We start from the raw sequence: 14912 nt of genomic DNA, 5'->3' as shown, positions 1-14912 counted from the left end.
TACTTTTGTTAGGTTTTAGAGATTAGTGAGTTTCTTCTACAGCTTGCCCTATGAATAGTGCGGAAAGCAATGTAAATACATAGGCTTGCAATACAGCTACTAATAACTCTAACATTTGCATAAACACTGTAAAGGCAACCGATACAGGGGCTATTGCTACTGATTTGAATATGAATATCAGTGATATCAAACTTAGGGCGATGATGTGACCTGCCGTCATATTGGCGAACAAACGTATCATCAAGGCGAAAGGTTTGGTAAATACACTCAATATTTCGATAGGTATCATAATAGGCAATATCCACGAGGGTACCCCAGGTGGAGCAAAAATATGTTGCCAATAGTGTTTGTTGCTACTAAATAAGGTAAGGATAAGTGTAAAAAGAGCTAACATACCCGTAAAGAGAATGTTGTTGGTTACAGTGCCTGCAAAAGGGAAGAAAGGTATAAGTCCGAAGAGATTTCCTACCCAAATGAGGAAAAATACTGTAAGCAAATAAGGCATATATCTATTGTAGTACTTTTTACCTATATTAGGAATAGCTATTTCGTCGCGCACAAAGATTACAATAGGTTCTAAGAGACCTGCCAAACCTTTTGGTGCTTTAGGATTCTTTTTATATGAACGCGCTACTGCAATGAAAGTGAACAATAATAGTATTGATATTAACATCAATGAAACGACATTCTTAGTAATAGAAAAGTTCAGAGGGCGAGCATTGGTTACATCACCTTGAGCATTAAGTGTAAGAGGTGTATCAGCATTAGCGTAGTAGATATCTTCTTTGTAACGCACAAAGCGCTGTCCGTTTTTTTCAACTACAACAGTTCCTTTGTTATCGTGATGAAAGTCACTTGATAAGAAAGTTACCAATCCATTATCAGTCCATAGGATTATAGGTAAGGGCAACGAATAAGCGTGCCCATTGTAATCAAACAAGTGGAAATCGTGAGAATCACCAATATGTTCATCGATTAATTCATTGATATTAAACTCCTCACTCCCTTCATTTTCGGTAGCAAAACCTTGTAGAGGTATCAGTGAGATTACAAATAAAGTGATATATAGAATGTAATTCTTTACTTTCATTACTTGTTTTGTTTTTATTTGCGCAAATGTAGGATTTTTTATTTAAGTAGCGAAATTTTTTGGTATATTTTTTAATTAGAAATATTTAAATAGTTGATATTTAATAGTTAATATTTCTAATAAGTAATTTTTAGCTCTCTGATTTCTACAAAATACTATACACTTTGTAATTTTTTAGTTTATCACGCCCCTTGAGGAAATGCAGTTCCATCAAAAAATCGAGTTGGACAATATCTCCCCCGAGACGTTCTACGAGTTTTACTACGGCTTCGGCAGTACCTCCAGTAGCGAGGATATCGTCGTGAATAAGTACTTTTTCACCTTTAGAGATGGCATCTTCGTGGATTTCGAGAACATCTTGACCATATTCTAAATCGTAAGTTTGAGAGAGTGTTTTATAGGGTAATTTACCTTTTTTGCGGACAGGTATAAAACCTGCTCCTAAACGTTGTGCCAGAAGCATACCGAAGAAGAATCCACGGCTTTCCATTCCGACCACTTTGTCGATTTTCTGACCGTGCAGGTTTTCTACCAATAGGTCGATTACATATTCTACCCCTTTTACATCCATTAGTAGAGGAGTAATGTCTTTAAAGATAATACCTTCCTTAGGAAAGTCCTTAATGTCGCGTATTTTACTTTGAATATATTCTTTTTTGTCCATTGTTATAATTACTTGTTACTCGGATTAAACACTTCAGCCATCATACATCTTGCACTACCTCCACCACAAGTTTCAATAGTTTCTAAATTGCTGTGAAGTATTTGGGTGTGTTTTTCTATTGTTTGTATCTGTTGAGGGGTAAGGGCATTATAGGCAGCATCACTCATTACTAAGTAAGTGCTGTTTTTTCCTTGTACTTGTAGCATATTGCCCGCGTACTGGCACATCTGTTCTGGAGTGATGTTGATAACCTCTTTTTTATCTTCTTTGAGGTGATGCAAGAGATTTTTGCGTTCGCTTTTATCGGTAATAGTATCTAAGCATACTACTGCGAAATCTACGCCTAATGCCATCATTACATTGGTATGGTAAATAGGTAATTGCTCATTATTTACCTGCTGATAGGCTTTGAAAATCACTGGAGTATATTCAAAATCTTCGCAGAACTCAATAAAGAGTTCTTCATCAGCACGAGGAGAGAGGGCACAATAGGCTTTGCGATTTACCCTATCAAGCACCATAGCACCTGTACCTTCCAAGAAGATATTTTCTTTCTCGGCATCGGTATAGTCGTATACATTTTCAATATCAAAACCTTCAGCTTCTACTTTGTCTAAAATATCCTCACGACGCTCACGGCGACGGTTTTCGGCAAACATAGGGTAGATAGCTACATCACCGTTCTGGTGGAAGGTAATCCAATTGTTTGGAAAAACCGAATCTGGAGTATTTTGTTCATAAATATCGTCTACAACAATCACTTTTACTCCTACAGTACGCAATTTTTCTACAAGAACATCAAACTCTTGTTGGGCTTGGCGGTTGATTTCGTCGTTCTTCAAATCCATTTCCTCTTGGAAATAGTTGTTTACAACGGTTTGTTCATTCATACGGAAGCGCACAGGGCGCACCATTAACACAGTATTGGTAATTTGTTTTTTCATCAGTAAACAGAGGTTAGCAATCAAAGGTACAAAAGTAAGTATAATTTATTGATTAGCCAATGAGTTAATTAGAAAATGTTTGTATTTTTAAATCTTCGGGAGTATTGAGGTTTGTAAAATATCTTTTTGTATTAGGATGTACTGGATAGGCGATTTTTTGAGCATTGAGAGCAGTTAGCACTTTCTGCAATTGCAGTATATCATTCTCTATAAACTTCTTAAGAGCTGAGGCTACATTATATGGGTAAATTCCTAAAGTAGGAAATATTTGTCCGTTGAACTCAAGTACATTGATGCGTGAAGCATCGGCATTAAGCAGTAGAAAATGAAGTACATAAGTATTTATAAAAGGCATATCACAAGGGCATACCAATATATCATCCTTACAATACTCCAAAGCACTGTAGATACCACCTAAGGGTCCTTTCTCGGGATAAACATCAGCGATTTGAGGATAAGGGAAACTGTTGTAAGCCTCTTTTTTGCCTGATATATACACTTTGCTATTCACTTCTTGCAAGATGTTAGCAATGTGTAATAAGAGAGGTTTTTCATTAAAGAGAATTAGGGCTTTGTCTTGCCCCATTCGGCTACTTTTCCCCCCCGCTAATACGACTGCTTTCATCTTCAGAAAATTCTTTAAAGCACTTATTAATTTTTTTGAATAAGGCGACGATTCTTTTCCCTTCTTCTGTAAGTATACTTCTACCTCCGTCTTTACCTCCTACTTCTTTGATTACCAAACTCTCTTTAGCATTAGTGTTCATATCCTTAATCATTCCCCACGCGCGGCGATAAGGGATTTCGAGTTTACGTGCCGCTTCGGAAATAGAACCTGAATTTTCTATTTCTTCTAATAATTTAGCTCTGCCTTCGCCTATACGTAAGCCAGAAGCAGTTTGAAACCAAATATGTCCATTGATAGTTATATTCTCCATATTTTTACTTTTTCGTCTTGAGTGAATGAAGCTTTTCCCGCTGGGAACTCTATGATACAATTCGTTAGAGGAAGAGTGTCTAATTTATGTGATTCTTGAGAGTGTAACACCATTACTTTAGCTTTATCTACATAGGCTTTAAGATACTGAGTGAGCTCAGCCTTTGCACGCGGATAATCGTGGGTGATGGTTGCATAATCCATTTCTTTACGGAAGTTATTTCTACCGTAACAGCCTAATAAAAAAGGTTTTACATATAAATGATAACACGTGAATACCGAAGCTGGATTACCAGGAAGTGCAAATACACTTTTAGTGCCATATTTGCCAAAATAAAGCGGTTTACCAGGTTTTTGTTGTACTTTATAGAAAAGTTCATCTACCCCAATATTTTGTAATGAAGATAAAACAAAGTCGTAATCACCTACTGATATCCCTCCTGTGAGTAACAAGATGTCTACTTGTTCTAAGGCTTCGGCAATTGCTTTTTGAGTATCAGATTGATTATCAGGAATATGTTTGATAAATTGGAACTGTAAGCCTATTTCAGCCAAAGCAGCTTGCAAAAAATAAGTATTAGAATTATATATTTTACCCTCGCTAAGAGGTTCGCCAATCTCTACTAATTCATCTCCCGTGTAGAGAAGTCCAATAGTAGGTTTAGCAAATATTTTCACGCGGTCAATCCCCATACTGCTCAAAAAACCTATTGTAGCGGCATTCAAGTATGTATGTTCGTGTAATACAAGGTCTCCTGTTTTGGTTTGTTCTCCTTCTAAACGGACATTTTGACCTTTTTTAAGGTGGTTTTTATCAAAGCGAATATGGTCTCCTTCGCGAGTTACAACCTCTTGCATTACCACAGTATCTACCCCTGCAGGAATTTTTGCCCCTGTAAAGATACGTACCGCCTCTCCAAAGCCTATATTTACAGACGAATTTTTGCCTGCAGCTACTTCTCCTACAATCTTGAAAGTATCAGTAGAGAGTATGTCAATATACCTAAAAGCATAACCATCCATTGCTGAATTAGAAAAAGAAGGTATATTTATAGGTGAAAACACGTGTTCAGCTAAGTATCCCCCTAAGGCGTCCATAAGAGGAACTTCTATAATATTTGTAGTTTCTATATGAGCTTCAATGAGGTCTTTGGCTTGATTTGTTGTAACCATCTTATTTATAATTGTATAATAGTTGGCGGCAAAGGTAGTGTATAATTAGCAAATTAGCAAATTTAAAAAACTACTTTATTTGGTTAATTGAAAAACTATTACTACTTTTGCCCCCGAAAAAACAACTATATTTTTTTACTATCCGTTATGTTTTATAACACATAACGTTTTGTGTCTAATAGCAAACTAACTATAAAGAAATGAAAAACAAACATTGGGCTTTTGCCTTAACTTTGCTTTCAGCAGCTGCTATTCAAGCTCAGGAAAAAGATTCTTTAGCAGCAAAACATTACGACCTCCAAGAGGTTACCATTTTAGGAAAACCTACTGAAAAAGTATCTGTAGTTCCTATACAAGAACTAAAATCTACCGACCTTCAAAACAACAACAAAACCAATGTAGTAGAAGCGCTTAACTTGCTTACAGGCGTGAGTATTACTCAATTTGGCGGTCGTAATGAAGGTTCTATCTTAGTGCGTGGGTTCGACAATCGTCGTACCCCTGTGTATTACGATGGGATTCCTATCTATGCTCCTTATGACGGTAATTTCGACCTCAGTCGCTTCCTTACTTACGACTTGGGAAGTATTTCAATAGAAAAAGGATTAGTGTCCGTAAAATATGGGGCTAACGCTATGGGAGGTGCTGTGAATATCGTATCACGTACCCCTCAAAAAGAATTGGATATCAATGGTACTTCTGGCGTTGGTTTCGCCGATGGTGCTGGTGTAAACTCTTATTTCACAGGCTTGAATGTAGGTACACGCCAAGATAAATTCTACGCTATGGTATCGGGTTCCTTCAACAAACGCGAAAACTTTGTGCTCTCCAAAAACTTCGAGCCTACACAATACCAAGAAGCAGGCAAACGCCGTAGCTCCGAAGCTTTCGATAAGAAGATAAACGCCAAAATAGGCTATACGCCAAATGAAACCGATGAATATGCTTTAGGTTTTGTAAACCAACAAGCTAATAAAAACATTTCTCCTAATGTATATACTGCAGGTAATAGCAGTTGGCGCGATTACCCTATCTACAACAAAACAAGTCTATACGCTAAAACAAAAACCAAAATAGCACGCGAGACTTTTATGAACTTCACTGGGTATTACGACAAATATTACAACGAAATGCGTCAGTATGATGATGACACCTATACTATTATGAACCGTAATTCTTCTTTCCGTAGTATTTACGACGATTATTCATTGGGTGGAATCCTCACTTTTAGTTCTAAAGCGCTTAATCGCAACGCTATCACGCTTACTATCAACGAAAAATACGATCACCACAAAGAACACAATGCTGAAGTAGCTGCCAATGCACTCACTGGGCAAACATTCAAAGCAGGAGAACCTGAACAATCTTATAAAGATAATACCCTCTACGTAGGATTAGAAGATGTTGTTACCCTCACCGATTGGCTTAATGTAGTAGTAGGCGCATCTTACAACCAACGCGAAAATATCTTAGCACAAGAGTACGGTACACACTACCTCACTGGCGCACGCAATACTTTATACGATTTTCCAACAGGTAGTGACAACGCTTTCGATTTCAAAGGCGGACTCGTATTCAAACCTCTCGAAAACCACCAAATCACCCTTTCAGCCTCTAAACGCTCTCGCTTTGCTTCTCAAAAAGAACGTTATTCAAGCAGATTTGGCGGTCAAGTACCTAACCCCGATTTAAAATCTGAATACACTATTGCTTACGACCTCAACTACATAGGTAAAGCCTTAGATAACAAATTGCAATACGAAGTTTCTGGCTTTATCAACGATGTAAGCAACGCTATCTACGAACTCACTGTAGGGGTAGACAATAGTGGCAGAAATATAATTTATAACACCAATCTGGGTAAAGCTCTCTATCAAGGTTTTGAAGCAGGTGTAGGATATGCACCTATAAAATACCTCACTTTAGGGGCTAACTATAGCTTTATTGAAATGAAAGACAAAACCAAAAACAGCGATTTGAAATTCACCAATGTTCCTAAATACAAATTGGTAGGTTTTGCGACTATTTCAGTGCCTGAAATTAAAACCCAACTACACGTAAATACTGAAACTTACGGCAAACGCTATCTCAACAGCCAAGGTGATGAAGCCCCAGATTTTACATTGGTAAATGCTAAACTCAATGTAAAACTTTACAAAGGATTAGACTTCAACTTTGGGGTGAATAACCTTTTAGACAGAGATTACTACTGGGCTTATGGCTGGCCACAAGCAGGTCGTAATTTTATCACAGGAGTATCCTATAACTTCTAAATTTTGTTTTTACTCTTAATAGAAATGCTTTGGTAGGGCATCTATCAAAGCATTTTTTCTAAGCAAACTCTTAAACACTATTATATATCAAATGAAAAGATTTTTTAAATACCTATCATTAGTGACTGTTAGTATAGCTCTAACTACAGCTTGCGAAAAAACCGATGAAAATGCCTTGCCTAATCTTCCTCTCAAATTGAGTACTGATGAGGCAAATACCAAAAATGTAACGCTTACACTCGAAAAAGGAAAAACCTTCCCCGAGGCTACTAAAAAAGAAGATAATAAAGGTGGTGGCAAAGGTCAAGGTGGCAATAAACAAGGAGGTAAAGGACAAGGTGGTAACAAAGGAGGAGGTAAAGGCAATAAAGATGTAGCCCCTACAAGTATCACTATTGTTTCAGGTAGTAGTGATTATAGTATCAAATCTCTTAATGAATCGGTAGCTACTGCTTCACTCAAAAAAATGAGTGTAGAGATCAAAGCCATCGAAACAGGTACTACAACTATAGTAATAACCGATAATTACACCCAGCAAACTAAAGAAATAGGTGTAAAAGTAATCACAGCCAACAACAAAGGTAATAATGGTAACAACGGTGGCAACAAAGGCGGTGGTAAAAAGAAAAATTAATTAAATTCGGTTTGTAAATTTTACATCGCTACACTTTGCTAAAGTTGATTGCTCTTAAAAGTAAGCCTATTAGCAATCTATTTTTGTTTGACTATTAATAGGCTTTGTCTATATATGAATCAAGAGTTGAAAAATAATAATCACTGATTAACAGAATGTTATCGCTTTTGCATCGCATCTCCCCCTTTCGAGGCTTGTCGGCAATTGCTGAGTAAGTGAATTAGGGGGGGAGGTTTATAATCAACAAATTAATTTAACCCTTGATTGGTATTATATACGATTAAAGCATTTTTTTTCTATATTTGCACCTTTCAAACAAATGATCATTCATTAAATGAAGTATTTATTCCCTATACTCATCGCTTTCCTCCTTTCAGCTTGCGACAATACTCCTAAAAAGCAAGCTAATACAGCTGAAAAAGTAACTATCACCGATATGGCAGGGCGCAAAGTCTCTGTGCCTAAGCAGATAAACCACGCTTTTATCGACCGTTCATCGGTGCATCTCATCTATGCACTCGATACCTTGTTACCCGTCAATAGAGTCTTTAACTACAACGAATCAGAAAAGAAGTACCTCAAAAAAGGCTTCTATGAAGGCAAACCTTATGTAACGGGGGCGCCTATCGAAGAAATTATAAAGCTACACCCCGATGTAATTCTCTTTACTGTTTCCTTGCAAAACGATACCGAGCGCGCCAAAGAGACTGAAAAAGCCAATGCGCTCCAGCAGAAAACTAAAATTCCCGTAGTGCTCTTCAGTGGTGAATTCCAGCAATATACTGAGGCTATTAGCCTTTTAGGAACGCTCTTGCATAAAGAAGAAAAAGCTAAAGAGCTGAATGCTTTTATAGAAAAATATTGTTATTCTATTCCTAAAATAGTAGCTACCATCCCCGCGAATGAACGCAAAACTATCTACTATGCCGAGGGTATGAACGGACTGCAAACTGAGCCCCCTACCTCATTGCACAGCTACCTTATTAATTATACAGGTGGGAAGAATATCGCCGAGGTAGAACTCCTCCCTGGCAAAGGGAAAACTAATGTTTCTATCGAGCAGATATACAATTGGAATCCCGATATGATATTAGTATGGTCTGGTAATTTTGATGATTTGTACAGTTATAAAGCCATTCGCCAAGAGAAGATATGGCAACAATTGCGTGCCGTAAAAGAAAATCAAGTGTACCAAGTGCCTTGGCGTCCTTTTGGCTGGATCGACCGTCCCCCTGGGCTCGGTCGTGTGATGGGTAGTATATGGCTTGCAAGCCTTACCTATCCTAATTATTTCAAAGCCGATTTAGTGCCTATCACCCAAGAGTTCTTCAAGAAATTCTATCATTATGATATGGATTACATAGAAACCCGAGACATCATAAGCGCACAACCCTATATTACAAACAAATAACAATGATAACAATTCAAGTATTCGGTAAACTAACCGAAATCTTAGGTACCAATACCTACACCACCGACTTCACTAAAAAAACAGTAGCCGAGCTAAAAGCCCAGCTACATACAGCCTTTCCTGCCCTCAGTACAATGACGTACTTTATGGTGGTCAATAACCAAAAAGCCCCCGATGAGGCAACAATCCCCCCCGATGCTCAATTGGCACTATTACCACCCTATTCAGGAGGTTAATGTTTAATATCACTTCACCATTAATCATTAACTATTCGTGTCTCCCCCCCTTCAATACTTTAAAAATATGTAATACTGCAGGGAAAAGAGCATCCATCGACTCACTTGCACCTTTGGTAGATCCTGGAAGAGCTATCACCAAAGTATTGCCTATAGTCCCCGCCACACTGCGTGAAAGCATAGCATAAGGCGTACGGTCTTGTCCGTAATTTCGCAAAGTTTCTGCAATACCGTCGATTTCGCGGTCTAATAGAGGGCGTACAGCTTCTGGAGTAACATCGCGAGGTGAGAGCCCTGTACCTCCTGTGATAAGTACCAAAGAAGTACCCGCGTCTACCGCTTTTTTTATGTTACTTTGTATATCAGCTATTTCATCAGCGATAATAGTATAAGTAGCAGGAATGGCATAACGCTCTAAATGCGTTATAATCGCTTTGCCTGCTTTGTCTTCTTTCTTGCTCGTAAAAATACTGTCGGAGCATACAATCACTGCTGCGGTAAGTCCTTCAGCAGCTTCCTTGTAGTCTGTTTTGCCTCCTTTCTTCTCAACCAAACGAATATTGTGTATCTCAATTCCCTTGTCAATAGGTTTTAGCATATCGTAGAGCGTAAGAGCCACTACCGAGGCGGCGTGCATCGCTTCCACTTCCACACCTGTTTTGTAGATAGTGTGTACTTCTACAAAAATATGAATTTCCAAATCTTTTACCTCAAAACTGATATGTGTATATTCAATGGGCAGTGGGTGGCAGTCAGGAATCATATCGCTAGTGCGTTTAGCAGCGAAAAGTCCCGCTGTTTTGCTCATTTCAAACACATTGCCTTTAGGCACTTGGTTATTTTTTATAGCAGCAATCGTCGCTTCCGAACTTACTGCCACCACTGCAGTCGCAATCGCTTGCCGCAGGGTATTACTTTTATGAGTAATGTTTACCACTTTATTAATTGTTACTTGTTAATTATTAATTGTTACTTGTTACTTGTTTTCCTTCCATTGATGCCCACCTTCTTCAAAGAGTTCTTTCCCAAAGATAGGCACTTCTTTCTTGATGCGGTCTACCATCTCATCACAAGCCTGTATAGCTGCCTTGCGATGGGGCGCTGAGGTAAAGACAAAAAAACACAATTCACCTGATTTTATTTCTCCTAGTGAATGGTAGATATGTGCACACGACAAACCGTATTTTACTATTATTTCCTCGCGTATCTCAGCAGCTTTCTCATTAGCCATTGCTTCATAAGCCGTAAACTCAATAGCCGACACAGTTTTGCCGTCTATCATATCAGCACGCACCTGACCTAAAAAGATGCTATGCCCACCAATCTGCGTTTTTACTTGATGTTTAGCAATGCTCTCAGCCACAAGAGTAGGGGAGAGCGCCCCTTGTTTAAAGATATTTTTCATAATAATAATTTTTTTATTTTACTAAAGAAGAAAAACCAAGTTTAAAACTCTTCAAATCTTTCTCACCCAATACTTCTTTGGCAAAACGGAGCGCCTTCATACTGCGCACGCCCGCTACACACACAAAACAAATATGGTCGTATGTTTTCAGTTGCTCCCATTGCGTAGGAAGTTCAGAAAGAGGCAATTCCAATGCCTTAAACAAGTTGATTTTAGGCATTTCATCAGCTTCGCGCACATCTACTAGCACACTGTTTTCTTGTGCCAAAAACGCTTGCAAATCCTCTACGCTGTGAAGTTCCTCGCCTTCTGTTTGATGACAAAAAGCAGGATAGTTATACCCCTCTACTTCTTTAGGGGTTTGTGGGGATGAAGTATTCATTTTACAATATTTGATTTTAGTAAGTTGATAAGTTTGTGTATTGAATAACAGAAGAGTATGCACAAGGCAATCATCTACCTTGCCTAAGAGTAGTTTCAGCACCTCATTGGCTTGCAAATGCCCTATCATCGATGAAACGGTCGGTAAGATGCCCGCCTCATTGCACGTCGGTACTTCCTCAGGTTGCGGTGGGGTAGGGAAGAGGTCGCGGTAAGTAGTCGTATAACCATCTTTCATAACGTTGAACACACTCACCTGCCCCTCGTAGTGATACAGCGCTCCATATACTAAGGGTTTACCCATAATAGCACAAGCGTCCGATAGCAGATAACGCACTGCAAAATTGTCAGTGCAATCCACCACTATATCATAGCCGTCGATAATAGCAAATACATTCTGAGCGCTAAGGCTATAAGGGTATGTTCTGAAAATAGTGTCACTGTTGCGCGCTTGCAGTCGCTCTACAGCAACTGCTGTTTTCAGTTGTTGCACATCTTTTTCGGCAAACAGAAACTGGCGGTGCAAGTTGTGAAGCTCCACCTTGTCAAAATCTACCAAACCCAGCGTGCCTATCCCCGCCGAGCAAAGCAGTTCCAGCACAGGGCAACCCAAGCCTCCTACCCCTACGACCAACACTCTGGCGCGGTGTAATTTAGCTTGGTTCTCACTTCCAATGAGTTGTATTTGTCGAGTATAACGTGTCATTCTATCCGTGTATTTTCTTTAAAAGGTTGCGGTTGGCAATCCTGATGTGTTTGCCTTTGAGTTCTACAATGCCATCTTTGGCAAAATCAGAAAGGGTACGAATAAGCGACTCGGTAGCGGTGCCCACCAAGTTAGCAATTTCTTCACGCACCAAAGGAGAAGCAATATAACCTTGCGCATCCGTGCCAAAAGTGTTTTCTAACAAACATAAGGTTTCCGCTAAACGCTGTTTCACACGCTTATGCACCATATCCACTATTTGATTATCCGATTTTCTCAACTCATCACTCACTATTTTAGCGAGTTCCATTACAAAAGAGGGGTTTTCGCTAAATGCAGAGAGAATGTATTCTTTGGGGATTATATAGTATTGTACATCGGTGAGAGCAGTAGCCATCAGGTTAGTAGTATTTTGGCTCATTACGCTGCGCAACCCGAGAAGTTCTCCTTTTTTCGTCAATCGGATGATGTGATTTTTGCCTGTTGGGCTCAATTTACTCGTTTTACAAACGCCTTCTATTAAGTAAAAGACACCTTTGATATGCTCATTTTCTTTAAAAATCACACTGCCTTTAGGAGCTTGTAGAGGAGTATCATCAATTATTTTATCTAATAGTAATCGTTTTACATATTTGGTAATACTTCCTTGAAGCACTACATCATTCATAGTTATTGCTTTATTCACGGCACAAATGTACGAAAAAAAAACGAACTCTATATTATATTTTGGTAAATCGTTATGTTTTTTTTGACAAAACTATTATCTTTGCACTTTATTTTTTGCTTATGGACATTACAATCACTCCTATAGGGTATCTTGAAACACCTTTTGAAGCAGTTGCCAATATGCCTATACAGCCTTCAGTAGTAGCTCATACGCAAGGGAAAGCTATTATTTATGAGGAATTTGCGAAAGGATTAAAAGATTTAGAAGGCTTCTCACATATCATTCTTCTCTTTTTGCTTCACAAGGTAGAGGGCTATGCACTGGAGGTAGTGCCCTTTATGGATACTGTATCTCACGGAGTTTTTGCAACGCGTTCGCCTAAACGCCCTAACCGCATTGGTATGTCAATTGTTAATTTAGAACGTATTGAAGGGAATACGATTTATTTTTGCGGAGTAGATATGCTCAATGGAAGTCCGTTATTGGATATCAAACCCTATTATTCTTATTTTGATGATCGTACAGAAGTGCGCAATGGCTGGTTAGAGGGCAAAAAGTTCACTTCTGAAATTCTAAAATCAGACAATAGATTTGAATAATGATTTTAAAAACATTACATAAACGCAACGCTCTGTTGGTCGTTCAGTTGCTATGCTTGATAGGGCTTTGCTTGATAGCGCTGAGTGTAGGACGATATCCTCTGCCCATTGGCGACATTATAAAATTTATCTTCTCTAAAGCAGCCGTTGATGAACACACCGCTTTGCTACTTTTAGAAGTGCGCTTACCGCGTGTGCTGGGGGCTGTATTGGTAGGTGGCGCCTTGGCAGTATCAGGGGTAGCCTATCAAGGAATGTTCAAAAACCCACTGATTAGTCCCGATATATTAGGGGTGAGTTCAGGAGCAGGATTTGGAGCCTCAGTAGCCATACTCTTTTCGCTGAGTATGTTGGGCATACAGCTTTCGGCTTTTGCATTTGGTTTAACCGCTGTATTCATAACTTTAGGCTTGAGCCGAAGTATCAGCAAGTTGCACAACCAAACACTGGTACTCTTGCTTTCGGGTATTATCACAGGCTCTATGTTTGGGGCTTTTATCTCGCTAACCAAATACCTCGCCGATGCCGAATACAAACTCCCCGACATCACTTTTTGGCTGATGGGAAGTCTTACCAATATCACCAATGAACAAATAATGATAGTCGCCCCTATCGTGCTACTGGCTATCATTCCGCTTTACCTCTCGTCGTGGAAACTGAATGTGCTGTCGTTTGGTGAAGAAGAAGCCAGCAGTATGGGGGTACAAGTATCGCGATTGCGGTTTATCGTTATTTTATCGGCGACATTGCTCACCGCTACCGTAGTTTCAATCACCGGACTCATAGGCTGGATAGGGCTGGTAGTGCCTCATATTGCGCGTTTTCTCATAGGCTCGGACAACCGCTGGTTGCTACCGTCGGCATTTATTTTAGGAGGGATGTTCTTACTGCTCATCGACCTGTTCTCGCGCACCATTTCAGCCTTAGAAATCCCCTTGGGCATCATTGCCTCTATCATAGGAGCTCCTATCTTTTTCTTTGTGTTAAAATCGGTAAAAAGCAAACGCAACTTATGGGAATAATCACTAATAATCTAACGATAGGTTACCAAAAGCCAGTGCTCAGCGATGTAAATCTATCGGTGAACAAAGGAGAAATACTGTGTGTGTTGGGCAAGAATGGTTCAGGAAAAACGACCCTTTTCAAAACCTTATTAGGGCTTTTGCCGAAGTTATCTGGAGAGATATTATTGGACGACCAACCTTTTGACTTCAGCAAAAAACAAGAAAATGCTAAGAAAATAGCCTATATCCCCCAAGCGCGGAAGATTGACTTTAGTTTTACTGCCTTTGAAGTGGTGCTCTTTGGACGTACGCCACACTTGTCGTATTTTGGATTCCCCTCTAAAAAAGATAAAGAAATTGCTACTGAAACAATGGCTCAAATAGGTATTCTATCGCTGAAAGACAAGGTGTTTTCGCAGATGAGTGGCGGGGAACAACAGCTCACCATTATCGCACGCGCCCTCACACAAGAACCTGAGTATATCGTGATGGATGAGCCTACTTCGGCACTTGATTTTGGTAACCAAATAAAAGTAATTCAGCAGATTAAATCATTGCAGAACAAACATATAGGCATTGTGCTCTCTACTCATAACCCCGACCACGTTTTTTTGTGCAATTCTAAGGTTGCGGTAGTGAAAGACGGAAAACTTGCTGTAACGGGCACTCCTGAGGAGGTGATGAGTGAAGCACTTTTGAAAAGTCTTTATGATATAGATATGAAAATCATTGATATAGAGGGGCGCAAAGTGTGTTTCCCCTATACTTTAAACCATTAAAATATTGAA

At 39.2% G+C, this 14912-nt stretch carries 17 protein-coding genes; 7 read left to right on the top strand and 10 right to left on the bottom strand.

All coding sequences use genetic code 11. From position 1 onward, the window contains the following. Nucleotides 1-22 precede the first annotated feature (22 nt). The 6 genes from atpB to CGC57_RS03190 all read right to left on the bottom strand — a co-directional run bounded on the left by atpB (nucleotide 23) and on the right by CGC57_RS03190 (nucleotide 4808). Nucleotides 23-1090, bottom strand: coding sequence for a F0F1 ATP synthase subunit A (atpB, locus tag CGC57_RS03215; RefSeq protein ID WP_095897935.1), 1068 nt, complete (start codon nucleotides 1088-1090; stop codon nucleotides 23-25). A gap of 145 nt (nucleotides 1091-1235) precedes the next feature. Continuing rightward, nucleotides 1236-1754 carry an adenine phosphoribosyltransferase gene (locus CGC57_RS03210; protein WP_095897934.1) on the bottom strand — a complete coding sequence of 173 codons (519 nt, stop codon included), beginning with the start codon at nucleotides 1752-1754 and terminating at the stop codon, nucleotides 1236-1238. Nucleotides 1755-1762: 8 nt separating this feature from the next. Then, entirely contained in the window at nucleotides 1763-2698 is a 936-nt protein-coding gene (gene ctlX / locus CGC57_RS03205; RefSeq protein ID WP_095897933.1) for a citrulline utilization hydrolase CtlX, read from the bottom strand. A 64-nt stretch (nucleotides 2699-2762) separates the two neighbouring features. Further along, nucleotides 2763-3323 carry a molybdenum cofactor guanylyltransferase gene (gene mobA / locus CGC57_RS03200; protein WP_095897932.1) on the bottom strand — a complete coding sequence of 187 codons (561 nt, stop codon included), beginning with the start codon at nucleotides 3321-3323 and terminating at the stop codon, nucleotides 2763-2765. After that, nucleotides 3289-3636 carry a winged helix-turn-helix domain-containing protein gene (locus CGC57_RS03195; protein ID WP_002680990.1) on the bottom strand — a complete coding sequence of 116 codons (348 nt, stop codon included), beginning with the start codon at nucleotides 3634-3636 and terminating at the stop codon, nucleotides 3289-3291. The genes mobA and CGC57_RS03195 overlap by 35 nt, the downstream gene beginning before the upstream one ends. Next, entirely contained in the window at nucleotides 3624-4808 is a 1185-nt protein-coding gene (locus tag CGC57_RS03190; RefSeq protein WP_095897931.1) for a molybdopterin molybdotransferase MoeA, read from the bottom strand. Before CGC57_RS03190 ends, CGC57_RS03195 begins: the two co-directional genes overlap by 13 nt. Nucleotides 4809-5008: 200 nt before the next feature. On the opposite strand from CGC57_RS03190, the gene CGC57_RS03185 reads away from it, so the two are divergent. From CGC57_RS03185 to CGC57_RS03170, 4 genes are all read left to right on the top strand, one after another. Continuing rightward, complete coding sequence (locus CGC57_RS03185; protein ID WP_095897930.1) at nucleotides 5009-7081, top strand: TonB-dependent receptor plug domain-containing protein; 2073 nt, start codon at nucleotides 5009-5011, stop codon at nucleotides 7079-7081. A 91-nt stretch (nucleotides 7082-7172) separates the two neighbouring features. Beyond that, the gene (locus tag CGC57_RS03180) at nucleotides 7173-7715 is read left to right on the top strand and encodes a hypothetical protein (RefSeq protein WP_095897929.1); all 543 of its coding nucleotides are present in this window, start codon (nucleotides 7173-7175) and stop codon (nucleotides 7713-7715) included. Nucleotides 7716-8049: 334 nt separating this feature from the next. Then, nucleotides 8050-9126, top strand: a complete 1077-nt coding sequence (locus tag CGC57_RS03175; protein WP_095897928.1) for an ABC transporter substrate-binding protein — start codon at nucleotides 8050-8052, stop codon at nucleotides 9124-9126. 2 nt (nucleotides 9127-9128) lie between these two features. Further along, nucleotides 9129-9362 carry a MoaD/ThiS family protein gene (locus CGC57_RS03170; RefSeq protein ID WP_095897927.1) on the top strand — a complete coding sequence of 78 codons (234 nt, stop codon included), beginning with the start codon at nucleotides 9129-9131 and terminating at the stop codon, nucleotides 9360-9362. A 31-nt stretch (nucleotides 9363-9393) separates the two neighbouring features. On the opposite strand, the gene moaCB is transcribed toward CGC57_RS03170, so the two are convergent. From moaCB to CGC57_RS03150, 4 genes are read right to left on the bottom strand one after another with little or no spacing between them, the layout of a single operon-like run. Then, nucleotides 9394-10299 carry a bifunctional molybdenum cofactor biosynthesis protein MoaC/MoaB gene (moaCB, locus tag CGC57_RS03165; RefSeq protein ID WP_095897926.1) on the bottom strand — a complete coding sequence of 302 codons (906 nt, stop codon included), beginning with the start codon at nucleotides 10297-10299 and terminating at the stop codon, nucleotides 9394-9396. 39 nt (nucleotides 10300-10338) lie between these two features. After that, nucleotides 10339-10767, bottom strand: a complete 429-nt coding sequence (locus tag CGC57_RS03160) for a molybdenum cofactor biosynthesis protein MoaE (protein WP_095897925.1) — start codon at nucleotides 10765-10767, stop codon at nucleotides 10339-10341. Nucleotides 10768-10780: 13 nt separating this feature from the next. Beyond that, on the bottom strand, nucleotides 10781-11854 hold the full coding sequence (locus CGC57_RS03155; RefSeq protein WP_095897924.1) for a HesA/MoeB/ThiF family protein: 1074 nt from the start codon (nucleotides 11852-11854) through the stop codon (nucleotides 10781-10783). A 1-nt stretch (nucleotide 11855) separates the two neighbouring features. Next, a complete protein-coding gene (locus tag CGC57_RS03150) occupies nucleotides 11856-12521 on the bottom strand; it encodes a Crp/Fnr family transcriptional regulator (RefSeq protein WP_002681045.1) in 666 nt (221 codons plus the stop codon). 119 nt (nucleotides 12522-12640) lie between these two features. Between CGC57_RS03150 and tsaA the strand changes: the two genes are divergently transcribed. The 3 genes from tsaA to CGC57_RS03135 are packed head-to-tail and all read left to right on the top strand — an operon-like array spanning nucleotide 12641 to nucleotide 14903. Beyond that, entirely contained in the window at nucleotides 12641-13120 is a 480-nt protein-coding gene (tsaA, locus tag CGC57_RS03145) for a tRNA (N6-threonylcarbamoyladenosine(37)-N6)-methyltransferase TrmO (protein WP_095897923.1), read from the top strand. Beyond that, nucleotides 13120-14142 (top strand): FecCD family ABC transporter permease, encoded by a 1023-nt coding sequence (locus tag CGC57_RS03140; RefSeq protein ID WP_095897922.1) that lies wholly within the window; start codon nucleotides 13120-13122, stop codon nucleotides 14140-14142. Before tsaA ends, CGC57_RS03140 begins: the two co-directional genes overlap by 1 nt. Then, the gene (locus tag CGC57_RS03135) at nucleotides 14133-14903 is read left to right on the top strand and encodes an ABC transporter ATP-binding protein (protein ID WP_095897921.1); all 771 of its coding nucleotides are present in this window, start codon (nucleotides 14133-14135) and stop codon (nucleotides 14901-14903) included. Before CGC57_RS03140 ends, CGC57_RS03135 begins: the two co-directional genes overlap by 10 nt. The last annotated feature ends 9 nt before the right edge of the window (nucleotides 14904-14912 follow it).

It is taken from the genome of Capnocytophaga sputigena, from assembly GCF_002302495.1.
GTDB classification, from domain to species: Bacteria; Bacteroidota; Bacteroidia; order Flavobacteriales; family Flavobacteriaceae; genus Capnocytophaga; species Capnocytophaga sputigena.
This window is presented reverse-complemented; position numbering and strand designations above follow the sequence as displayed.